23 protein-coding genes and 1 pseudogene are annotated in these 21893 nt (G+C 73.3%); 16 read left to right on the top strand and 8 right to left on the bottom strand.

The genetic code is table 11. From position 1 onward, the window contains the following. The first annotated feature begins 53 nt into the window (after window positions 1-53). The 11 genes and pseudogenes from AB0B02_RS30620 to AB0B02_RS30570 all read left to right on the top strand — a co-directional run bounded on the left by AB0B02_RS30620 (window position 54) and on the right by AB0B02_RS30570 (window position 9744). On the top strand, window positions 54-773 hold the full coding sequence (locus AB0B02_RS30620; RefSeq protein WP_281938482.1) for an HTH domain-containing protein: 720 nt from the start codon (window positions 54-56) through the stop codon (window positions 771-773). After that, a complete protein-coding gene (sufB, locus tag AB0B02_RS30615; protein ID WP_281936333.1) occupies window positions 770-2200 on the top strand; it encodes a Fe-S cluster assembly protein SufB in 1431 nt (476 codons plus the stop codon). Before AB0B02_RS30620 ends, sufB begins: the two co-directional genes overlap by 4 nt. An 84-nt stretch (window positions 2201-2284) precedes the next feature. After that, window positions 2285-3430, top strand: a complete 1146-nt coding sequence (sufD, locus tag AB0B02_RS30610; RefSeq protein WP_281936331.1) for a Fe-S cluster assembly protein SufD — start codon at window positions 2285-2287, stop codon at window positions 3428-3430. Further along, window positions 3430-3756 (top strand): non-heme iron oxygenase ferredoxin subunit, encoded by a 327-nt coding sequence (locus AB0B02_RS30605; RefSeq protein ID WP_281936329.1) that lies wholly within the window; start codon window positions 3430-3432, stop codon window positions 3754-3756. The genes sufD and AB0B02_RS30605 overlap by 1 nt, the downstream gene beginning before the upstream one ends. Continuing rightward, the gene (gene sufC, locus AB0B02_RS30600) at window positions 3756-4529 is read left to right on the top strand and encodes a Fe-S cluster assembly ATPase SufC (RefSeq protein ID WP_281936327.1); all 774 of its coding nucleotides are present in this window, start codon (window positions 3756-3758) and stop codon (window positions 4527-4529) included. Before AB0B02_RS30605 ends, sufC begins: the two co-directional genes overlap by 1 nt. A gap of 8 nt (window positions 4530-4537) precedes the next feature. Further along, entirely contained in the window at window positions 4538-5845 is a 1308-nt protein-coding gene (locus AB0B02_RS30595) for a cysteine desulfurase (protein WP_357306290.1), read from the top strand. 42 nt (window positions 5846-5887) lie between these two features. Further along, window positions 5888-6337 (top strand): annotated as a pseudogene (gene sufU / locus AB0B02_RS30590) (Fe-S cluster assembly sulfur transfer protein SufU); the annotation flags it as partial. An 80-nt stretch (window positions 6338-6417) separates the two neighbouring features. Further along, complete coding sequence (locus AB0B02_RS30585; RefSeq protein ID WP_281936323.1) at window positions 6418-6819, top strand: metal-sulfur cluster assembly factor; 402 nt, start codon at window positions 6418-6420, stop codon at window positions 6817-6819. A gap of 262 nt (window positions 6820-7081) precedes the next feature. Next, window positions 7082-7714 carry a LysE family transporter gene (locus tag AB0B02_RS30580; protein WP_357306286.1) on the top strand — a complete coding sequence of 211 codons (633 nt, stop codon included), beginning with the start codon at window positions 7082-7084 and terminating at the stop codon, window positions 7712-7714. A gap of 18 nt (window positions 7715-7732) precedes the next feature. Next, complete coding sequence (locus tag AB0B02_RS30575; RefSeq protein ID WP_281936319.1) at window positions 7733-8371, top strand: acVLRF1 family peptidyl-tRNA hydrolase; 639 nt, start codon at window positions 7733-7735, stop codon at window positions 8369-8371. Window positions 8372-8532: 161 nt separating this feature from the next. Next, complete coding sequence (locus tag AB0B02_RS30570; RefSeq protein ID WP_281936318.1) at window positions 8533-9744, top strand: hypothetical protein; 1212 nt, start codon at window positions 8533-8535, stop codon at window positions 9742-9744. A 93-nt stretch (window positions 9745-9837) separates the two neighbouring features. On the opposite strand, the gene AB0B02_RS30565 is transcribed toward AB0B02_RS30570, so the two are convergent. Continuing rightward, entirely contained in the window at window positions 9838-10755 is a 918-nt protein-coding gene (locus AB0B02_RS30565) for a neutral zinc metallopeptidase (protein WP_281936317.1), read from the bottom strand. A gap of 247 nt (window positions 10756-11002) precedes the next feature. Here AB0B02_RS30565 and AB0B02_RS30560 point away from each other — a divergent pair, with 247 nt between their 5' ends. After that, the gene (locus AB0B02_RS30560) at window positions 11003-12610 is read left to right on the top strand and encodes an ABC-F family ATP-binding cassette domain-containing protein (protein ID WP_281936316.1); all 1608 of its coding nucleotides are present in this window, start codon (window positions 11003-11005) and stop codon (window positions 12608-12610) included. A gap of 26 nt (window positions 12611-12636) precedes the next feature. Here AB0B02_RS30560 and AB0B02_RS30555 read toward each other — a convergent pair whose 3' ends face one another. Next, window positions 12637-13239, bottom strand: coding sequence for a cadmium resistance transporter (locus tag AB0B02_RS30555; protein WP_357306279.1), 603 nt, complete (start codon window positions 13237-13239; stop codon window positions 12637-12639). A gap of 182 nt (window positions 13240-13421) precedes the next feature. Between AB0B02_RS30555 and AB0B02_RS30550 the strand changes: the two genes are divergently transcribed. The 3 genes from AB0B02_RS30550 (at window position 13422) to AB0B02_RS30540 (ending at window position 16563) form a co-directional block, all read left to right on the top strand. Then, window positions 13422-13649: a helix-turn-helix domain-containing protein gene (locus AB0B02_RS30550; protein WP_007072022.1), complete on the top strand. Its 228-nt coding sequence runs from the start codon at window positions 13422-13424 to the stop codon at window positions 13647-13649. Window positions 13650-13695: 46 nt separating this feature from the next. Continuing rightward, window positions 13696-14463 carry an enoyl-CoA hydratase/isomerase family protein gene (locus AB0B02_RS30545; protein ID WP_357306276.1) on the top strand — a complete coding sequence of 256 codons (768 nt, stop codon included), beginning with the start codon at window positions 13696-13698 and terminating at the stop codon, window positions 14461-14463. Window positions 14464-14580: 117 nt separating this feature from the next. Then, a complete protein-coding gene (locus tag AB0B02_RS30540) occupies window positions 14581-16563 on the top strand; it encodes an ABC transporter ATP-binding protein (protein WP_357306337.1) in 1983 nt (660 codons plus the stop codon). Between the two features lie 81 nt (window positions 16564-16644). Here AB0B02_RS30540 and mug read toward each other — a convergent pair whose 3' ends face one another. From mug to AB0B02_RS30510, 6 genes are all read right to left on the bottom strand, one after another. Continuing rightward, entirely contained in the window at window positions 16645-17265 is a 621-nt protein-coding gene (gene mug / locus AB0B02_RS30535; protein ID WP_357306273.1) for a G/U mismatch-specific DNA glycosylase, read from the bottom strand. 69 nt (window positions 17266-17334) lie between these two features. Next, window positions 17335-18096 carry an SDR family oxidoreductase gene (locus AB0B02_RS30530; RefSeq protein ID WP_357306270.1) on the bottom strand — a complete coding sequence of 254 codons (762 nt, stop codon included), beginning with the start codon at window positions 18094-18096 and terminating at the stop codon, window positions 17335-17337. 33 nt (window positions 18097-18129) lie between these two features. Then, on the bottom strand, window positions 18130-18576 hold the full coding sequence (locus tag AB0B02_RS30525; RefSeq protein ID WP_357306267.1) for a hypothetical protein: 447 nt from the start codon (window positions 18574-18576) through the stop codon (window positions 18130-18132). Further along, window positions 18573-19391 (bottom strand): DUF692 family multinuclear iron-containing protein, encoded by an 819-nt coding sequence (locus tag AB0B02_RS30520; RefSeq protein WP_281943834.1) that lies wholly within the window; start codon window positions 19389-19391, stop codon window positions 18573-18575. Before AB0B02_RS30520 ends, AB0B02_RS30525 begins: the two co-directional genes overlap by 4 nt. Further along, window positions 19388-20311, bottom strand: a complete 924-nt coding sequence (locus tag AB0B02_RS30515) for a TIGR04222 domain-containing membrane protein (protein ID WP_281943833.1) — start codon at window positions 20309-20311, stop codon at window positions 19388-19390. Before AB0B02_RS30515 ends, AB0B02_RS30520 begins: the two co-directional genes overlap by 4 nt. A 93-nt stretch (window positions 20312-20404) precedes the next feature. After that, window positions 20405-20977 carry a TetR/AcrR family transcriptional regulator gene (locus AB0B02_RS30510; RefSeq protein WP_281943832.1) on the bottom strand — a complete coding sequence of 191 codons (573 nt, stop codon included), beginning with the start codon at window positions 20975-20977 and terminating at the stop codon, window positions 20405-20407. A gap of 78 nt (window positions 20978-21055) precedes the next feature. On the opposite strand from AB0B02_RS30510, the gene AB0B02_RS30505 reads away from it, so the two are divergent. After that, entirely contained in the window at window positions 21056-21886 is an 831-nt protein-coding gene (locus AB0B02_RS30505) for a carbon-nitrogen hydrolase family protein (RefSeq protein ID WP_357306262.1), read from the top strand. Window positions 21887-21893 lie beyond the last annotated feature (7 nt).

Here is a 21893-nt window from a genome sequence, read left to right as displayed (position 1 = left end):
TGCGGGCCCCGGCCGAATTACGTAACGTTGCTGTTGTGAAAAACGCGGCAGCGCTGTCCGAGGGGCCGGTGACCGGTACGGTCGTCGGCGCGCCGGCCGCTGCCGACCTGTCGACCCGGGACCGGGTCACCCAGCTCCTGCTGGAGCGGGGCGCGACCACCGCCGCGCAGCTCGGTTCGGCGCTCGGCCTCAGCCCGGCCGCGATCCGCCGCCACCTCGACGCGATGCTCGCCGACGGTGACGTGCTCGCCCGGGAGCAGGCCGTGCGCGGCAGCCGGGGGCGGGGCCGGCCGGCCAAGGTCTTCGCGCTGACCGAGGCGGCCCGGGTGCGTTGCGGCACCCACCACTACGACAACATGGCCACCGCCGCGCTGCGGTGGATCGCCCGCACCGGTGGCGCCGAGGCGGTCGCGGAGTTCGCGGCCGACCAGGTCGCCGCGCTGGAGAACCGCTGCCGGGCCGCCATGGAGGACGCCGGTGACGCCCCGCTCGCGCGGGCCGAGGCGCTCGCCGGGGCGCTGACCGCCGAGGGTTACGCTGCCAACGCGTCCACGATCGCCTCCGGCGGCCAGCTCTGCCAGCACCACTGCCCGGTGGCGCACGTGGCCGCCGAGTTCCCCCAGCTGTGCGAGGCCGAGACCGCGGTGATCTCCCGCCTGGTCGGCACCCACGTGCAGCGCCTGGCCACCATCGCGCACGGCGACGGCGTGTGCACCACGCACATTCCCGCCCAGTCCGGTTCCACCGTCACCACTGTGAGGACAGATAGATGACCGAGCAGATCGTCCAGCCCCTGACCCAGGAGGAGCAGCTCGCCGCCCTCGGTCGTTACGAGTACGGCTGGTCCGACCCCGACGTCGCCGGGTCGTCCGCCCAGCGCGGCATCAACGAGGCGGTGGTGCGGGACATCTCGGCCAAGAAGAACGAGCCGGCCTGGATGCTCGACCTGCGGCTGAAGGGCCTGCGGCTGTTCGGCCGCAAGCCGATGCCGGCCTGGGGCGCGGACCTCACCGGGATCGACTTCGACAACATCAAGTACTTCGTCCGGTCCACCGAGAAGCAGGCCACCAGCTGGGAGGACCTGCCGGAGGACATCAAGAACACCTACGACCGGCTGGGCATCCCGGAGGCGGAGAAGCAGCGGCTGGTCGCCGGCGTCGCGGCGCAGTACGAGTCCGAGGTCGTCTACCACAAGATCCGTGAGGACCTCGAGGAGCAGGGCGTCGTCTTCCTCGACACCGACACCGCGCTGCGCGAGCACGAGGACATCTTCAAGGAGTACTTCGGCACGGTGATCCCGGTCGGCGACAACAAGTTCGCCGCGTTGAACACCTCCGTCTGGTCCGGTGGCTCGTTCATCTACGTGCCGAAGGGCGTGCACGTGGAGATCCCGCTGCAGGCCTACTTCCGGATCAACACGGAGAACATGGGCCAGTTCGAGCGGACGCTGATCATCGTCGACGAGGGCGCGTACGTGCACTACGTCGAGGGCTGCACCGCGCCGCTCTACTCCTCCGACTCGCTGCACAGCGCGGTCGTGGAGATCGTGGTCAAGAAGAACGCGCGCTGCCGCTACACCACCATCCAGAACTGGTCGAACAACGTCTACAACCTGGTCACCAAGCGCGCGGTGTGCCACGAGGGCGCGACCATGGAGTGGGTCGACGGCAACATCGGCTCCAAGGTCACCATGAAGTACCCGGCGGTCTACATGACCGGCGAGCACGCCAAGGGCGAGGTGCTCTCGGTGGCCATGGCCGGTGAGGGCCAGCACCAGGACGCCGGCGCCAAGATGGTGCACGCGGCGCCGCACACCTCCTCGACCATCATCTCCAAGTCGATCGCCCGGGGCGGGGGCCGCACCTCCTACCGCGGTCTCGTGCAGGTGCTGGAGGGCTCGCACAGCAGCCGCAGCACGGTCAAGTGCGACGCGCTGCTGGTCGACACCATCTCCCGCTCCGACACCTACCCGTACGTCGACATCCGCGAGGACGACGTGTCGATGGGGCACGAGGCGACCGTCTCCAAGATCAGCGACGACCAGCTCTTCTACCTGATGAGCCGCGGTCTGAGCGAGGACGAGGCGATGGCGATGATCGTGCGCGGCTTCATCGAGCCGATCGCCAAGGAGCTTCCGATGGAGTACGCGCTGGAGCTGAACCGCCTGATCGAGCTGCAGATGGAGGGCGCGGTCGGCTGACGCCGCCCGCGTCGGGCCGGGCCTCGTGCCCGGCCCGTCTCCGGTTCCACTGACACCGCCGTCGCTGAACAGACCAAGGAAGAGATGACTACCCAGGCTTCCGCGCCGCCCACGACCAAGTCGCAGGCGCTCCGCTCGTACGACGTCGCCGACTTCCCGGCCCTGACCGGCCTGGAGGAGGAGTGGCGCTTCACCCCGCTCAAGCGCCTCCGCGGCCTGGCGGGTGACGGCTCCGGGGTGGCGCGCGGCACGGTCCGGCACGAGCACGGCGACCTGCCCGAGGGCGTCGCCGTCGACCGGATCGGCCGGGACGACCCGCGGGTGGGCAGCGTGCTCACGCCGTTCGACCGGGTCAGCGCGCTGGCCTACGGCGCGGCCGAGGACGCCCTGCTGGTGACTGTCGCCCGGGACGCCGTGGTGGACGCGCCGGTGCGCCTGCGGGTGGTCGGCGAGGACGCCGGGGCGCTGGCGTTCGGGCACACGTTCGTCGAGGTGGGCCGCTTCGCCGAGGTGACGGTGGTGCTGGAGCACGTCGGGTCCGCCACGCTCGCCGACAACGTCGAGGTGACGGTGGCGGACGGGGCGAAGCTGACGCTCGTCACGCTCGCCGAGTGGGCCGACGACGCGGTCCAGGCGCAGCACCTGAAGGTCCGGCTGGGCCGCGACGCCAAGGTCGTGCACGTGCAGGTGAGCCTCGGCGGTGACCTGGTCCGGCAGCACACCACCGTGGAGTACACCCAGCGCGGCGGCGAGGCCGAGCTGTACGGCCTCTACTTCGCCGACTCCGGCCAGCACCTGGAGCACCGGCAGCTCGTTGACCACACCGTGCCGGACTGCCGCAGCAACGTCGGCTACCGGGGCGCGCTCCAGGGCGACGACGCGCACACCGTCTGGGTCGGCGACGTGCTGATCCGGGCCGAGGCGACCGGCACCGACACGTACGAGATCAACCGGAACCTGTTGCTCAGCGACGGCGCCCGGGCCGACTCGGTGCCCAACCTGGAGATCGAGACCGGCGAGATCGCCGGTGCCGGGCACGCCAGCGCGACCGGCCGGTTCGACGACGAGCAGCTGTTCTACCTGATGGCCCGCGGCATCCCGGAGTCCGAGGCGCGGCGCCTGGTGGTGCGCGGCTTCTTCGCCGAGCTGATCAACAAGATCCCGGTCGAGGACCTGCGCGAGCGCCTCGGCGACGCGATCGAGGCCCGCCTCACGAAGGCCGGCGCCTGATGATCAGGATCTGTTCGACCGAGGACGTGCCGAAGGGCGCGGTGATCAGCGCCGACGTGGACGGTGTGCAGATCGCGGTCGTGCACGGCGAGGACGACGCGTTCTACGCCGTACGCGACGAGTGCTCGCACGCCGCCGTGGCGCTCTCCGAGGGCGAGGTCTCCGGTTGCACGCTGGAATGCTGGCTGCACGGATCCCGTTTCGACCTGCGTACCGGTGAGCCCACCGGGCTGCCCGCGACCGAACCCGTACCCGTCTACCCCGTCGAGGTCCGCGACGGCGAGATCTACGTCAGCATGACGCCGAGCAATGGAGTGACGCGATAATGAGCACCCTGGAGATCCGCGACCTGAAGGTGTCGGTCAAGCTGCCCGAGGGTGAGCTCAAGCCGATCCTGCACGGGGTCGACCTGACCGTGCGCTCCGGTGAGACGCACGCGATCATGGGCCCGAACGGCTCCGGCAAGTCGACGCTTGCCTACTCGGTCGCCGGCCACCCGAAGTACGAGATCACCGGCGGCGAGGTGACGCTCGACGGCGAGGACGTGCTCGCCATGTCCGTCGACGAGCGGGCCCGCGCCGGCCTCTTCCTGGCCATGCAGTACCCGGTCGAGGTCCCCGGCGTGTCGGTGGCCAACTTCCTGCGTACCGCCAAGACCGCCATCGACGGCGAGGCGCCGAAGCTGCGCACCTGGGCCGGCGAGCTGCGTGGCGCCATGGAGAAGCTCCAGATGGACCCGGCGTTCGCCCAGCGCAACGTCAACGAGGGCTTCTCCGGCGGCGAGAAGAAGCGGCACGAGATCGTGCAGCTCGAACTCCTCAAGCCGAAGATCGCCATCCTCGACGAGACCGACTCCGGCCTCGACGTGGACGCGCTGCGCGTGGTCAGCGAGGGCGTCAACCGGGTCCGCGACACCGGCGACACCGGGATGCTGCTGATCACCCACTACACCCGGATCCTGCGCTACATCAAGCCGGACTTCGTGCACGTCTTCGTCGCCGGCCGGATCGTCGAGCAGGGCGGTCGGGAGCTGGCCGACAAGCTCGAGGAAGAGGGCTACGAGCGGTACGTCGCCGGAGCCGGCGCGGCGCGGGCCTGAGTCTCGACATGACCTCCTCGATCGCGATCCCGGCGGGCATGCCGCAGTACGACGACGTGCCGCGCTTCGACGTGGCGGCGGTGCGGGCCGACTTCCCGATCCTAAACCGGGAGGTCAACGGCCACCCGCTGGTCTACCTGGACAGCGCCAACACCTCGCACAAGCCGCGTCAGGTGCTCGACGTGCTCACCGAGCACTACGCGAGGCACAACGCCAACGTGTCGCGCTCGGTGCACACGTTGGGCACCGAGGCGACCGAGGCGTACGAGGGCGCGCGGGCGAAGATCGCCGCGTTCGTCCACGCGCCCAGCGTCGACGAGGTGGTGTTCACCAAGAACTCCACCGAGGCGATCAACCTGGTGGCGTACGCGTTCTCCAACGCGTCGCTGCGTGCGGACGCCGACCCCCGGTTCCGCATCGGTCCGGGTGACGAGATCGTGATCTCCGAGATGGAGCACCACTCGAACATCGTGCCGTGGCAGCTCCTCGCCGAGCGCACCGGCGCGACGCTGCGCTGGTTCCCGGTGACCGACGGCGGCCGGCTGGACGAGTCGGGCCTGGACGACCTGGTCACCGAGCGCACGAAGATCGTCTCGCTGGTGCACACGTCGAACATCCTCGGCACGGTCAACGCCACCGCTCGGATCACCGAGCGGGTCCGTCAGGTCGGCGCGTTGCTGCTGCTCGACTGCTCCCAGTCGGTGCCGCACCAGCCGATCGACGTGGTCGACCTGGACGCGGACTTCATCGTCTTCACCGGCCACAAGATGTGCGGTCCGACCGGCATCGGCGTGCTCTGGGGCCGGGGCGAGCTGCTCGCCGCGATGCCCCCGGTGCTGGGCGGCGGCTCGATGATCGAGACGGTGACGATGGCGCGGTCGACGTTCGCCGCGCCGCCGGCCCGGTTCGAGGCGGGCACGCCGCCGATCGCCGAGGCGGTCGCGCTCGGCGCGGCGGTGGACTACCTCAGCGGCGTCGGGATGCGGGCGATCCAGTGGCACGAGAAGGAGCTGACGGCGTACGCGCTGGACGCCCTCGCCACCGTGCCCGGGCTGCGGATCTTCGGCCCGTCGGTGCCGGTCGGCCGGGGCGGGACGATCTCGTTCGCGCTCGGTGACGTGCACCCGCACGACGTCGGGCAGGTGCTCGACTCGCTCGGCGTGCAGGTGCGGGTGGGCCACCACTGCGCCAAGCCGGTGTGCACCCGCTTCGGGGTGCCGGCCATGACGCGGGCGTCGTTCTACCTCTACACCACCACGACGGAGATCGACGCCCTGGTGGCGGGTCTGGAGCAGGTGCGGAAGGTGTTCGCGTGAGCGGCGACGCAGGAGCCCGCGAATCGACGGGAGTTCAGCGTGATGCAACTTAGTTCTCTCTACCAGGAGATCATCCTGGACCACTACAAGCACCCGCACGGCCGTGGCCTGCGGGACGCGGCGGACCCGGCGGCCCGGGTCGGCGAGGCGCACCACGTGAACCCGACCTGCGGTGACGAGATCACCGTACGGGTGGCGACCGACGGCACGGTGTTCACCGACATCTCCTACGACGGGATGGGCTGCTCGATCAGCCAGGCGTCGGCGAGCATCCTGCACGAACTGCTACGCGGCCGGGCCGCGGCCGACGCCGCGGTGGTGCACGAGGCGTTCGTCGAGTTGATGTCCGGACGGGGCCAGGTCACGCCGGACGAGGACGTGCTCGGCGACGGGGTGGCGTTCGCGGGTGTCGCGCGCTACCCGGCCCGGGTCAAGTGCGCGCTGCTGTCGTGGATGGCGTTCAAGGACGCCGCGGCACGCGCCGGGGTGGGCGTGGGCCCCGAGGCGAAGGCGAATCATCAATACAGCCCGGCGGCGCCCCAGGCCGGTGCCGGGCGAAGCGAGGGGGCGGCATGAGCGAGGACGAGACCACCACGACGCCGGAGACCGGCGCGGTGGCGACCGACAGCCCGGTGACGCCGGCCAACGGCAAGGCCGCTGTCGGCGACATCGAGGAGGCGATGAAGGACGTCGTCGACCCCGAGCTGGGCATCAACGTGGTCGACCTGGGTCTGGTGTACGGCGTGCACGTGGACGACGAGAACGTCGCCACGCTGGACATGACGCTGACCTCGGCGGCGTGCCCGCTGACCGACGTGATCGAGGACCAGACCCGGCAGGCGTTGACCACCGGGCCGGGCGGCGGTCTGGTGAACGACATCCGGATCAACTGGGTGTGGCTGCCGCCGTGGGGCCCCGACAAGATCACCGACGAGGGGCGGGACCAGCTCCGTTCACTCGGCTTCAACGTCTGACCCGTTCCACGGTCACCAGGCGAGGGCGCGGCACCCCCTTCCGGGGCGCCGCGCCCTCGCCTTTCCACCCCACCCCCACCTCTCCGGCCCGCAGATTCACGGAAAGAGGCCCTTCTGCAAATGGGTGGTGGGGGTGGTGGGATGGGGGGAAGGATGAGCGGGTGATCGAGGCGTACCCGAAGCAGGTTCCTGTCCGTGCGGCCACCACCGCGCGTCGACAGCGCACCGCGCGGCGGGTCGCCTCGCGTCCCCGTCCACCGTCGTGACCGGGGCGTTCCTCGCCGGTCTGCTGGCCGGTTACGGCGTCGCCGTGCCGGTCGGCGCGATCGCGATCCTCATTCTCGGGCTGAGCGCCCGTCACGGGTTCCGGGTCGGCGTGGCCGCGGCGCTCGCGGTGGCCACCGCGGACGGGCTCTACGCCGCGCTGGCCACGCTGGGCGGGGCCGGACTGGCCCGTGTGTTGGCCCCGGTGGCCGGGCCGCTGCGGGTGGTCGCCGCGCTGGTGCTGCTCGGCATCGCCGCCCACGGCCTGTGGCGGGCCTGGTCCGGCCGGCGGGCCCGGGAGGTCGCCGAGAGGCCGTCCGGGCGTGGCCTGCACACCCCGGCCCGGGCGTACGCGGCGCTGCTCGGGCTGACGCTGCTCAACCCGGCGACGGTGCTCTACTTCGCCGTGCTGGTGCTCGGCCGCCGGGATGCCGCCGACCCGGACCCGACCGCCGCCGCGTCGTTCGTGACCGGCGCGTTCCTGGCGTCGGCGAGCTGGCAACTGCTGGTGGCCGGTGGCGGGTCGATGGTCGGGCGCGTGCTGGCCGGCCCGCGCGGTCGGCTGGTCACCGGGCTGGTCTCCAGCGCGCTGATCGCCGCCCTGGCGGCGGCCACCCTGCTGTCCGGCTGAACCGCGTACCGTCGTGGCATGAGCAGCCGACCCGCAGCCGGGGGTGGCCGGTGGGTGGAGGTCGATCCGGGCCGCGTCCTCCGCTGGGTCGAGGGCTTCGCCGACCGGCACGGCCCACCCGTCACCACCGTTCAGGGCTACGGGCTGCTGCTCACCGCCCCGGACGGCGCCACCGCCGAGCTGCACACCCCGCCCGGCGCGCGTTCCACACCGGACCTGACCGCGTTCGCCGGTGTCGCCGCCGCGCCGCGCCGGATCGGCCTGCTGCTGGCTCGCAAGGGCGCGGTGGCGGTCGGGGTGGCCGACGGGGCCGAGCTGGTGACCTCCAAGGTCGACACCCGGTACGTGCAGGGCCGCACCGCCGCGGGGGGCTGGTCCCAGCAGCGGTTCGCCAGGCGGCGCGACAACCAGGCGAAGGCGGCGCTGGGCGACGCCGCTGATCTCGCCGTACGCCTGCTGTTGCCGGCCGCCGGCACGCTCACGGTGGTGGTCTGCGGCGGCGACCGGCGCGCGGTGGACACGGTGCTGGCCGACCGGCGGCTGGCCCCGCTCGCGGCGCTGCGCGCCGGTCGCCTCCTCGACGTGCCCGAGCCCCGGCACGCCGTCCTGGTCGCGGCCGTCAGCGCCGCCCGGGCGGTCCACATCCTGGTCCGGTGAACGGGAAAGATCACATCAAGACGGTCAATCCCGCGCGCCCCTAGTGCATCGAATCGACTCGATGCATAAAGTCGGTGTACGAAGTGGTGGGTCTCCGGGCGACCCCAGGGCAGCTTCGCCTACGCCGTTCACGCACCGACATCGTCAGGAGAAGGCATTTCATGAACGGACATCAGGGCGGCCGGCTGCGGGCCCGGTGGCGCAGTGCCACCAGGCTTCTCGCCGCCGCGGCGGCGATGTGCACCGGAAGCGTCGTGCTCACCGCCGCACTCACCACGGGCCCGGCATCCGCCGGCCCCACCGAACGCGTCGCGCTGGCCGGCGCCGCGGCCACCAGCGTCACCACGGGCGGCGCGCACACGTGTGCGATCCGTGCCGACGGGGCGCTGCTGTGCTGGGGCTCCAACTACAGCGGCCAGCTCGGTGACGGGACCACCACGAACCGGGGGACCCCGGCGCGGGTCGGCACCGCCACCTGGACCGGCGTCGACGCGGGCACCGGCCACACCTGCGCGGTGCGGACGGGCGGCACGCTGTGGTGCTGGGGCTCGAACTTCCGGGGCCAGCTCGGTGACGGAACCACCACCAGCCGCAGCACCCCGGTGCAGGTCGGCACCGCCACCACCTGGGCCCGGGTGGACGCCGGCCCGGCGCACACCTGTGGCGTCCGGACCGACGGCACGCTCTGGTGCTGGGGCTTCAACCGGACCTCGCAGCTGGGCGTCGGCACCTCGCCGTACACCGCGACCACCCCGTTGCAGGTCGGCACCGCGACCAACTGGGCGAGCGTCTCGACCGGCTTCGCGCACACCTGCGGTGTCCGCACCGACGGCACGCTGTGGTGCTGGGGGCTCAGCTCGGACGGTCAGCTCGGTCTCGGCACGCTGGGCTCCCAGACGACGCCCGCGCAGGTCGGCACCGCGACCACCTGGACCGGCGTCACGACCGGGTACGCGCACACCTGCGGCGTCCGGTCCGGCACGCTGTGGTGCTGGGGTGAGAACGGGTACGGGCAACTGGGCGTGAGCGGCAGCTACCAGACCGCGCCGGTGCAGGTCGGCACCGCCGCCACCTGGAGCCGGGTCGCCGCCAGCGGTGACGCGACGTGCGCGTCCCGCACCGACGGCAGCCTGTGGTGCTGGGGCAAGAACGCGACCGGGCAGGTGGGCGACGGCACCACCACCCACCGGTCCGCGCCGACCCGCGTCGGTACCGCCACCACCTGGACGGGGGGCCTCGCCGCCACCGACCACAGCTGCGCCATCCGGACCGACGGGGGCCTGTGGTGCTGGGGCGACAACAGCGGGGGCCAGCTGGGCGACGGCACCACGGTCGAGCGGTCCAGCCCGGCCGAGGTGACGCTGCCGGCCTGATCCGCCGGTAACACGACGTCGGGCCGTCGGCCGGCGCCGCTGGGTGTTCCAGCGTGCCGGCCGACGGCCCGGCGGGGGGAGCGGCGGTGCGGCCTACTTGCCGGCGCCGAAGGTGTCGCAGGCCTTCGGGTCGCCGGTGGAGAAGCCCTTGGTGAACCACTGCTTGCGCTGTTCGGAGCTGCCGTGGGTGAACTCGTCCGGGTTCACCGGCCGGCCGGAGCGCTGCTGGATGGCGTCGTCGCCGATCTTCTCGGCGGTGTCGATCGCCTGCTGGATGTCCTGGTCGGTGATGCTCGTGAAGATCTTCTGGCCCTGCTCGTCGGCGGTGCCGGTGGCGTTCTTGGCCCAGGCGCCGGCGTAGCAGTCGGCCTGGAGTTCGAGCTTCACCGAGAGCGCGTTGGCGCTCTCCGGGTCGCGCTGCTGCTGGCGGCGCATCTGCGCCTCGGTGCCGAGCAGGTCCTGCACGTGGTGGCCGTACTCGTGGGCCAGCACGTACGGCTGGGCGAACTCGCCCTCGGCGCCGAGCTGGTCGGCGAGCAGGCGGTAGAACGTGAGGTCGATGTAGACCAGGTCGTCGGCCGGGCAGTAGAACGGGCCGACGCCGGAGTCGGCCGCGCCGCAGCCGGTGCTGACGTTCTGGCTGAAGAAGACCGTCTTGGACGGCTTGTACTGCTCGCCGAACACCTCCGGCATGGCGGTGCGCCAGTACGCCTGGATCGAGTTGACGTAGAGCGCGTTGCGGCAGTCGAGCTGCTTCAACGCGTCGTCCGCCGAGCACTTCTGCTCCAGCGAGGTGTTGTCGCCCTGCGCCGGGTCGTCGCCGCCGTTGGTGGCCGCGTTGAGGCCGAAGCCGCCGCCCACCAGGGCGACCAGCACGGCGATGATGATGCCCACGATCCCGCCACGACCGCCGCCGGTCGGGATCGGGATGCCCATCCCGCCTCCCCCGCCGGACCCTCGCCGGTCGTCCACCTGGCTGGTGTCGACCCGCGCGTTCTCATTCAGCTCCATGTTGACCCCGATCACCGATCTGTCCGTGTGTGGTGGTTGCGGTACCGGACCGGGTCCGGACGGCGAATTCGGTACCCGATGATCTTGTGCGGTAATCCGACGGGACGACCACGGCGCGCCCGGTACACTGGAACCGTGCTGCGCTGCGAAGGCTGAACGGCCCCGCGCCGACGGGAGAACGAGACCCGCCGGCGCTTTCGCGTGCCCTGAGTCAGCCCTTCCGGACCCCGAGAGCGAGTACTCCGAAATGATCACTGCCACCGGCCTGGAACTGCGCGCCGGTTCCCGGATCCTGCTGTCCGACACCACCCTGCGGGTGCAGCCGGGCGACCGGATCGGCCTGGTCGGCCGCAACGGCGCCGGCAAGACCACCACGCTGAAGGTGCTCGCCGGGGAGGGCCAGCCGTACGCCGGGCAGCTCGACCGGCGCAGCGCCATCGGCTACCTGCCGCAGGACCCGCGTACCGGCGACCTGGAGGTCACCGGCCGGGACCGGGTCCTCTCCGCACGCGGCCTGGACGTGCTCATGGCGCAGATGAAGGAGCTGGAGGACAAGCTCGCCGAGGGCGCCGACGACGAGCGGCTGGTCCGCCGCTACGGCGCGTTGGAGGACCAGTTCGCCTCGCTGGGCGGCTACGCGGCCGAGGCCGAGGCGGCCCGGATCTGCGCCAACCTCGGCCTGCCCGACCGCGCCCTGGCGCAGACCATCGGCACGCTCTCCGGCGGTCAGCGCCGCCGCATCGAGCTGGCCCGGATCCTGTTCCGGGACGCCGGCGAGAACGGCGGCGGCATCCTGCTGCTCGACGAGCCCACCAACCACCTCGACGCCGACTCGATCACCTGGCTGCGCGGCTTCCTCGCCAACCACAAGGGCGGCCTGATCGTGATCTCCCACGACGCGTCGCTGCTGGAGGCCGTGGTCAACAAGGTCTGGTTCCTGGACGCCACCCGGGCCGTCGTGGACACGTACAACCTGGGTTGGAAGGCGTACCAGGAGGCGCGGGAGACCGACGAGCGCCGCCGCCGCCGGGAGCGCGCCAACGCGGAGAAGAAGGCCGGCGCGTTGATGGCGCAGGCGGACAAGATGCGGGCCAAGGCCACCAAGACGGTCGCCGCGCAGAACATGGCCCGCCGCGCCGAACGGCTGCTCTCCGGCCTGGACGAGGTCCGGGTCGCCGACAGGGTGGCCAAGGTGCGCTTCCCCAACCCGGCGCCGTGCGGCAAGACGCCGCTGACCGCCAGCGGCCTGTCCAAGTCGTACGGGTCGCTGGAGATCTTCACCGACGTGAACGTCGCGGTGGACCGGGGCTCCCGGGTGGCCATCCTCGGGCTCAACGGCGCCGGCAAGACCACGCTGCTGCGGATGCTCGGCGGCCTGCTGGAGCCGGACACCGGCGAGGTGCGCCCCGGGCACGGCCTGCGGCTCGGCTACTACGCCCAGGAGCACGAGACGCTGGACGTGGACCGGACGATCCTGGAGCACATGCGCAGCGCCGCGTCCGACCAGACCGACACCGACCTGCGCAAGATCCTCGGCGCGTTCCTGTTCTCCGGCGAGGACGTCGACAAGCCGGCCGGCGTGCTCTCCGGTGGCGAGAAGACCCGGCTGGCGCTGGCCACGCTGGTCTGCTCCGGGGCCAACGTGCTGCTGCTGGACGAGCCCACGAACAACCTCGACCCGGTCAGCCGGGAGCAGGTGCTCGACGCGATCGCCCGCTACCCGGGCGCGATCGTGCTGGTCACCCACGACCCGGGGGCGGTCAGCGCGCTCAAGCCGGACCGCGCCATCCTGCTGCCCGACGGCGACGAGGACGCCTGGTCCGACGACCTGCTCGAACTGGTCGAGCTGGCCTGACCCGGGCCGGCGGCCGGCGGCGCGGTTCAGCCGAGCAGGTCGGCGAGCCGGGGGAGGACGCCGGAGGTGAGCAGGATGGCCGCGCCGATGACGATGAAGATCGCCGGCACCAGCCAGTGGCCGGCGCGGCCGACCAGCGACACCACCCGGGGGTGGCCGCCGAGCGCGGCGGCGACGGCGCACCACACGGCGACCAGCACGGCGAAGACCAGCAACCAGACCAGGCCGGTGAGCGGGTCGAGGGCGCGGAAGACCGGCACGTAGACCGCGATGTTGTCGGCGCCGTTGGCCACCGTGACCCCGGCGACGCCGAACAGGGTGCCGACGACCACCGGCGGGTCGTCGTCCCCGGCCCGGTTCCGCAGCGCGCGGACGCCGAGCGCGATCGGCAGCAGCCCGAGCAGCCCCGGCCACGGGTCGGGCACCACCAGCAACCCGGCGGCGGCCACCACCGCGACGGCGACCAGCGCGCCGATGCCCGCGTACTGACCGGCGACGATCTGCCAGGGCCGCGGCCGACCGTCGGTCCGGGACGCCACGAAGAGCACGGTGAGCACGACGACGTCGTCCAGATTGGTGGCGGCGAACACTCCGGCGGCACCGGCCGCGACGGCGATCAGATCGGTCACCGGGGGCACGATACGACCCGGTCGGTACGGATCGGACGGCCGGGAGGATCACTCTATCGGGAAGCTGACATTGCGTAGCGTGTCGGTTGGCGAATAGTTGATATCTGGCGCATGATCGTTCGAGGCGGTCTAATAGGTGGGACCGTATCCGAACCGCACAGTCTGGGACGTGAGGAATCAGCATGGCAGCCACCGGCACAGCCACCAGCACTGAGAAGGGTCGCCGGATCGTCGGGGCCGAGCGTCAGACGCTCGCCAAAGACCTGGTAAAGCGGTACACCGGGGGTGAGAGCATTCGTGCGCTGGCGGCCTCGACCGGCCGCTCGTACGGGTTCATCCACCGGGTGCTCACCGAGTCCGGGGTGCAGCTGCGGCAGCGCGGCGGTGCCCGGCGCCGCAAGAAGGCGTGACCCGCCCCCCAGCGTCGTCCATCAGCGTCGCGCTCCGGGTGGTCCGGTGACCACCGAGACGACCGGAGTTCGACTCGACTGCGACGGGCCGGTCGCGACGGTGACGTTGTGCCGGCCCGACGTGCTCAACGCCCAGACCCCGGCGATGTGGCGCGCCATGAGCGACTTTTCCCGGGACCTGCCCGGTGACGTCCGGGTCGTCGTCGTACGCGGCGAGGGGCGGGCCTTCTCCGCGGGCCTGGACCTCGCGGTCGCCGGTGCCTCCGGGCCGGGTTCCTTCGCCGAGCTGGCCACGCTCTCCGAGTCCGAGTGCGCCGACCGGATCGCCGCCTACCAGGCCGGCTTCACCTGGCTGCACCGGCCGGACGTCGTCTCGATCGCCGCCGTGCAGGGCCACGCGATCGGCGCCGGCCTCCAGCTCGCGCTCGCCTGCGACCTGCGGGTGCTGGCCGCCGACGCGAAGCTCTCGATGGCCGAGGTGACGCTCGGGCTGGTCCCCGACCTGGCCGGCACGCGCCGCCTGGTGGAGCTGGTCGGCTACTCCCGCGCCCTGGAGATCTGCGCCACCGGCCGTCGGATGGACGCCGCCGAGGCGGACCGGATCGGCCTGGCCACGCTCGTGGTGCCCACCGACGAGCTGGACGCCGCGGTGCGCGACCTGGCCGCCGGGCTGCTGGCCAACAGCCGGGACGCCGTCGTGGAGATCAAGGCGCTGCTCGCCGGCGCGGCCGGGCGCTCGCACGCCGAGCAGCAGCGCGCCGAGCGGGAGGCCCAGACCCGCCGGATCCGGGACCTGGCCGGGCGCGGCGAATAGCGGTAAGGACCCCGAGGGAAGATCTGGGTTACTCGCGAGGTTGTCACAGGCGTCGGGAGAATTGACCCCGGCGGTTCACGCCGCCCGACGACCCGGAGGTGACGAGTGTCCAACCCCATGGCCGGCGGCGGCATGGGCGGCTGGAGCATGCTCCGGTCCCTGCGCAACCGCGACGAGGTGTCCGCCCACCGGCTCAAGCGGGGCACCGCCCGGCGGATCGTCGCGTTCGCCCAGCCCTACCGGCGCGACATCGTCGTCTTCCTGCTCACCGTGATCGTCGCCGCGGTGATCGGCGTGGCCACCCCGCTGCTCGCCGGTGACGTCATCGACGCGATCGCCGGCCGCGGTCCCGACGCCCGCGACACCGTGGTCCGGCTCGCCCTGATCATCGCCGCGCTGGCCGTGGCCGACGCGCTGTTCTCGCTGGCCCAGCGGTGGTATTCGGCCCGCATCGGCGAGGGCATCATCCTCGACCTGCGGACCAAGGTCTACGACCACGTCCAGCGGATGCCGCTGCAGTTCTTCACCCGCACCCAGACCGGCGCGCTGGTCAGCCGGCTCAACAACGACGTGCTCGGCGCCCAGCGCGCGTTCACCTCGACGCTGTCCGGGGTGGTCAGCAACGTCATCCAGCTCGTGCTCACCGCCGGGGCGATGCTGGTGCTGTCCTGGCAGATCACCGTGCTGGCGCTGGTGCTGCTGCCGATCTTCGTCATCCCGGCCCGCCGGGTCGGCCGCCGGCTGGCCGAGATCACCCGCGAGTCCTACGACCTCGACGCCAAGATGAACGCCACCATGACCGAGCGGTTCGGCGTGTCGGGCGCGCTGCTGGTCAAGCTGTTCGGCACGCCCGAGGTGGAGGCCGACCGGTTCGCCCGCCGGGCCGAGCGGGTGCGCGACATCGGCATCCAGTCCGCCATGTATTCGCGCACGTTCTTCGTGGCGATGCTGCTGGTCGCCTCGCTGGCCCAGGCGTTGACCTACGGCGTGGGCGGCTGGCTCGCGGTCACCGGCGCGGTCAGCGCGGGCACCGTCGTCAAGCTGGCGCTGCTGCTGACCCGCCTCTACGGCCCGCTTACCGCGCTGTCCAACGTCCGGGTCGACGTGATGAGCGCGTTGGTCTCCTTCGACCGCGTCTTCGAGGTGCTCGACCTGCGTCCGGCCATCGCGGAGAAGCCCGACGCGGTGCCGGTGCCGCCCCGCAACGGCCGGGTCGAGTTCCGGGACGTGCGCTTCCGCTACCCGAGCGCCGCGGAGGTGTCGCTGGCCTCGCTGGAGGAGGTCGCCACGCTGGACCGTACGGTGAACGAGCCGGTGCTCAAGGGCGTCTCGTTCGCCGTCGAGCCCGGGCAGATGGTGGCGTTGGTCGGCCCGTCCGGCGCCGGCAAGTCGACGCTGTCCATGCTCATCTCCCGGATCTACGACGTCAGCGACGGCCAGGTGCTGGTCGGCGGCGTCGACGTGCGCGACGCGACGCTCGCCTCGCTGCGCGACGAGATCGGCGTGGTCACCCAGGATTCGCACCTGTTCCACGAGACGATCCGGGAGAACCTCCGCTACGCCAAGCCCGACGCCACCGACGACGAGATCTGGGCGGCGCTGGCCGGTGCGCAGGTCGCCGACCTGGTCCGGGCCACGCCGGACGGGCTCGACACCACGGTCGGCGAGCGGGGCTACCGCTTCTCCGGTGGCGAGAAGCAACGCATCGCCATCGCCCGGCTGCTGCTCAAGGCCCCGTCGATCGTGATCCTCGACGAGGCCACCGCGCACCTCGACTCGGAGAGCGAGGCGGCGGTGCAGCGGGCGCTGTCGGTGGCGCTGACCGGGCGCACCGCGCTGGTCATCGCGCACCGGCTCTCCACGGTGCGCGACGCCGACCAGATCCTGGTGCTCGACGAGGGCCGCATCGTCGAGCGCGGCCGGCACGACGAGCTGGTGGCGGTCGGCGGCCTCTACGCCGAGCTGTACCGCACCCAGTTCGCAGTCACCGACTCGCCGGTCCCGTACGCGGAGCCGGAGCAGCCCGAGCCGGTGGTGACCACGGTGCCGATGGGCACGTACGTCGCGCAGGAGACGATGCCGCCGGCGACGGCGAACTAGGGGCCTGTCGCACCGGAGCCGGCCCTCGGCGTTCCGCCCGGGCGCCGGTGACCCGCCGGGCTGCGGCGGCGCCGGAAGGCGCTATCCGCCGGTGACCGCCGCGCGCAGCTCACCGAACGCGGCGCCAAGCGTCTCCGGCGTGAAGTGCGCGTTCAGCCCGCTCGGGTTGGGCAGCACCCAGAGCCGCGCCGGGCCGAGCGGCTCCGGTTGCGGCCCGAACCTGGCCTTCGGCCGGGCGAAACCGATCCGGTACGCGGTCACCCCGACCACCGCCACCCAGCGCGGTCGGTGGCGCTCGACCTTGTCGCGGAGCACGCGCGCGCCCTCGACCAGTTCCGCGGCGGTCAGCTCGTCGGCGCGCGCGCTGGCCCGGGCCACCATGTTCGTGATGCCCAACCCCAGCGCGGGCAGCTCGTCCTGCTCACTGGGGTGCCACAGGCGCGGGGTGAACCCGCCACGGTGCAGCGCCGGCCAGAACCGGTTGCCCGGGCGGGCGAAGTGCCAGCCGGTGGCCGCCGACCACAGGCCCGGGTTGATGCCGACGAAGAGCACGTCCAGACCGGGCCCGATCACGTCGGGCAGCAGCCGGTCGGCCGCCGCGGCGAGCTGCCCCCGGCTGGGTCGCGGGTGACGCCGGGCGGGCGCGGCGGGACCGGTCGCGGGTTCGGGTCGCCCGCCGGCGGGGCGGCGTCGGTCGTTCATCGACGTGCCGTCCCGGGACGCGGGCACGTCACCGCGCCGGCACTGGCCCGCGAGGTCGTCGACGTGCCGTCACAGGCCACGCAGCGCACCGCCGTCGACCGGCACGGTGACCCCGGTGACGTAGCTCGCGGCGGGGGAGAGCAGGAACGCGGCCACCCGGCCGAACTCGGCGGGCTCGGCGATGCGGCCCAGCGGGATCGCCGCCTCCGCCGCGGCGCGGGCCCGGTCGGCGTCGCCGGAGGCGGCCAGCAGGTCCCGGTTGCGGTCGGTCATGATCCGGCCGGGCAGCAGGCTCACCACCCGTACGCCGCGCGGACCGTACTCGTCGGCCAGGTCCTTGGCCACCCCGGCCAGGCCCGGTCGGAGACCGTTGGAGAGGCCCAGCCCGGCCAGCGGCTCGCGCACCGAGGTGGACAGCACCAGGGCGATCGCGCCGCCGTCGGTGAGCGCGCCGGCCACCGTGCGGGCGAGCCGGACGCTGCCCAGGAAGACCGTTTCGAACGACTCCCGCCACTGCGCGTCGGTGACCTCGGCGGCGGTGCCCCCGGGCGGCCCGCCGACCGAGACCAGCGCGCCGTCGAGCCGGCCGAAGTGTTCGCGGGCCGCCGCCACGAGGCGGTCCGGAGTGCCGGGGTCGGCCAGGTCGGCGGTCAGCCCGATGGCCCGCGCCGGGCCGCCGAGCGCCTCGACGGCGGCAGCCACCCGTTCCGGGGCCCGCGCGGAGACCACCACCCGGGCGCCGTCCGCGACGAGCTGCCGGGCGGTGGCGAGACCGAGGCCGCCGGAGGCGCCGGTCAGCACGTACACCCGGTCGGCCAGTCCGAGATCCATGGGCCCGATCCTGCCGCATCGGGTGAGGACCTGTCAGCGCGGGGCGGGGCGCAGCAGGCGTACCCGGCCGGCGAACTGGACCACGACGGCGCCGCCGGTGCGGGCGAGCGCCGGGAGGCGGCGGCGTCGGGGCGTGCCGCGGCCGTCGTAGCGGTTCGCGGCCTCGCGCCCGGCCAGCTCGTCGGCGCCCAGCGGCGGCAGCGTGCCCCGGTCGCGCAGCTCGCGGGCCAGGTCCCAGCCGTCGCGCAGCGAGCCGTTGGTGGGGCGGCCGGCCGCCCAGTCGACGAAGACCGCCGGCCAGTCGGCGCCGAGGCCGGCGGCGAGCAGCGGCCAGTGCCGCGCCACGTCGCCGGCGCGCTTGCGCAGCAGCGCCCGACGGGCGGCCTCGACCGGCGCGGCGGCGAAGCCGGGCGGCAGCGGTCCACCCGCGACCAGCGTCGCCACCAGCTCGGCCTGCCGGGCTGCCAGGTCGCCGCTCACGTGACCACCGGGTACCCGGACGCGGCGGCGAGCGCGTCCAGCTCGCCGCGCAGTTCGGCGGCGGGCGGGTAGTGGCCGTCGCGTTCCAGCAGCAGCGCCGGCGGGCGGCGCCGGGCGCACAGCTCCCGGACCAGGTCGAGCACCTCGGCGGGCACCGGATCGGTGTGCGTGTCGTGGTAGAAGCCGCCGGCCTCGGCCCCGCCGGCCACGTGCACGTAGGCGATCCGCTCCAGCGGCAGCCGGTCCAGCAGCGCGGCCGGGTCGCCGCCCCGGTTGCGCGCGTTGGCGTGCACGTTGGCGACGTCGAGCAGCAGCAGCGCGTCGGTCGCGTCGAGGATCTCGGTGAGGAAGTCGGCCTCGTCCAGCTCGTCGTCGGGCCAGTCGAAGAGCGCGGCGATCGGTTCCAGCGCCAGCGGCACCGGCAGCTCCGCCCGCGCCCGCCGGACGTTGGCCACCACCGCGGCCACCGCCTCCCGGCTGCGGGGCAACGGCAGCAGGTGACCGGCCTCCAGGCCACCGGCCCGCACGAACGCGATGTGCTCGCTGACCAGCGGCGCCTCCAGCGCCGTGGCCACCGCGGCCAGGTGCGCCACCCGGGCCGGGTCGACCGGTTCCGCGCCGCCGAGCGAGAGACGCACCCCGTGGGGTACGACGGTGACGTCGCGGGCGCGCAGCTCGGTCAGGCCGTCGGGCAGCGGCCCGGCCGGCGCGACCGCCTCGGCGACCACCTCGACGAAGCGCAGTCCTGGCAGGTCGGCCACGAAGCCGGCGATCTCGGGCCGCCAGCCGATGCCGACGCCGGAGGGGTCGCTCATCCGCCGCACCCGCCGCCGCCCCCGCAGCCGCCACCCCCGCCGCAGGAGCTGCCGCCGCCGCACGAGGAGGAACCGCCGGAGCAGGAGGAGGAACCGCCGCACGAGCTGCCGGAGCTGCCCGCCGTACCCATCGCCTGGCGCTGGATCTCGGCCTGCTCCGCGAAGCCCGGGTCCATGGTCCAGAGCGTGGCGGTGCCGAACAGCGCCACCGCCATGGCGGTGGCCGACGGGCCGTACGTGGCGTACGCCGGCGCGGCGGCGGGACGCAGCGCGGTGTGCCGGCGGCGCAGGTCGCGCAGCGCGGCGGTGGCCGCCCGGGTGCGCCACGGCACGCGGTTGAGCAGCAGGAACGCGACGATGAGCGGGACCAGGGTGAGGAGCAGGAAGCCGGCGGGCCGGCCGTTGGTCAGCCCGAAGAAGGCACGCGCCACGCCGAGCACCAGCAGCAGGCCGAGCAGGGTGGACCCGCGTCGCAGCGTGCGGCGCCGCTCCGGGTCCAGCGCCAGGCCGCGGCGGACCAGGCCGTCGCGCAGTTCGTCGAGGGCGCGCCGGACCCACTCGTCGCGGGGCAGCTCCCGGGCGCGCAGGCCCTGGCTGGCCGCGTGGTGGACGGCCTGGTCCAGCGGGGTGAGGCCGGCCGGCAGCGGCCCGCCGGTGGCCAGCCGCCGGTCCGGATGCACGCCCACCGCGCCGGCCCGGCGCAGGCCGCCGAGCGCGGTCCAGACCGCGAGTTGGTCGCCCCCGTTGAGGTACGCGACCTGCTGCGGGCCGAGCGAGCCGTGGTCCGGGACCGGGGTGCCGGCCAGCGCGCGGAACCGGTACACCGCCGTGCCGACGACCAGGACGACGGCCGCGACGAGATACCAGCGCAGGAAGACGGGGCCGGGGATGCCCCAGGTGTCGGCCGCGAGGACGGTCATGCTGTGCTCCTGTCGCGAGGGGGTCGCGGCTCATTGTGGAGCAGGTACGCCAGTGTCGATCTCCGCGGGGCGGCCAGTTACCGGACCGAGACGTCAGTGCCGGCGGACGGCCTCCTCGACCAGGTCCAGCACGCGGGTCAGGTCGCCGGCGGGCCGGCCCATCGCCAGGTGCAGCACCAGCCCGTCGTAGGCCAGCTCCAGGAACTGGGCCAGTACGTCGATCGGCACGTCGTCGCGGAGCACGCCGGCCTCGCGCTGGCGGAGCAGCCGTTCCCGGGTCGCCGCGGCGATGGCCGCCGAGCGCTCGGACCAGCGCTTGGCGAACGCCGGGTCGGTCCGCAGCCGGCGGGAGACCTCGAGCTGGCTGCCGAGCCAGCCGGTGGTGTCCGGGGAGACCGCCCGGGCGAGCAGGTCCCGCATCACCTGGACCAGGCCGTTGCGGGCCACGGTCTCCACCATGGCGGCGGCGTCGTCCTCGGCCACGGCGAGGAAGAGTGAGTCCTTGTCCCGGAAGTGGTGGAAGATCGCGCCTCGGGAGAGACCGGTGGCCTCCTCCAGCCGCCGCACGGTGGCGCCCTCGTAGCCGTGCCGGGCGAAACACGCCCGCGCCGCGGCGAGGATCTCCTGCCGGCGCGCGTCGAGCTGGTCCTGACTTACTCTGGGCACGGTGCGATCGTCGCAGGTGGCGGGGGCCGACGCAAACCGTACGTACGGCTTGCGAGGCGGGTTGGCTACCATCCGGTGATGACCCCGCTGACCGTCGCCGCCGTGCAGGCGCAACCGGTGCCCGGTGACGTCGCCGGAAACGCGCGAGCCGCCGCCCGCCTGGTCGGCCGGGCCGCCGGGGCCCGCGTCGTGGTGCTGCCCGAGCTGTTCCTGCCCGCGTACCATCCGCCGACGCTGGGCGCGGACGCGTCCGGGACGGACGTGACCGCCGACCCGGACGGGCGGGTCGACGACGCCCGGCTGGACCCGCTGCGCGCCGCCGCCCGGGACGGCGGGGCCGCCGTGGTGATCGGCGCGGCGGTCCGCCACCCGGACCGGCGGCGCACCATCTCGTCGCTGGTGGTGGACCCGACCGGCACGGTCACCGCGGCGTACGACAAGCAGCAGCTCTGGAGCGGCGAACGCGAGCTGTTCGACGCCGGCCGGCGCGGCGCCACGCTGGTGGTCGACACGTGGCGGTTCGGCCTCGGCATCTGCTACGACGGCTGTTTCCCGGAGCACGGCCGGGCCGCGGCGGGCGACGGCGCGCACGGCTACCTCTGCCCCAGCGGCTACCTGGCCGGCTCGGCGCACCGTCGGGACCTCTACTACGCGGCCCGCGCGCTGGACAACACCATGTTCGTGGTCTTCGCCAACGCGGTCGGCGGCGTGGCGCCCTGGCGGTTCAACGGTGGCGCGGCGGTCTACGACCCGGAGGGCCGGGCGCTGGCCCGGGGCGCGGACACCGGGGAGGACGTGCTGGTGGCGACGCTGGACCCGGCGGTCCTGGCGGACACCCGCGCGGCGCACACCATGCTGCTCGACCGGCTGCCCGACGCCGGGGCCGCCCGCGCGACGCTCGTCGCCTGACCGCGGC

The organism is Micromonospora sp. NPDC049240 (assembly GCF_040647835.1).
Taxonomy (GTDB): Bacteria; Actinomycetota; Actinomycetes; order Mycobacteriales; family Micromonosporaceae; genus Micromonospora.
Note: the sequence above shows the minus strand (reverse complement) of the source record. Positions and strands in the feature narration are given on the sequence as shown.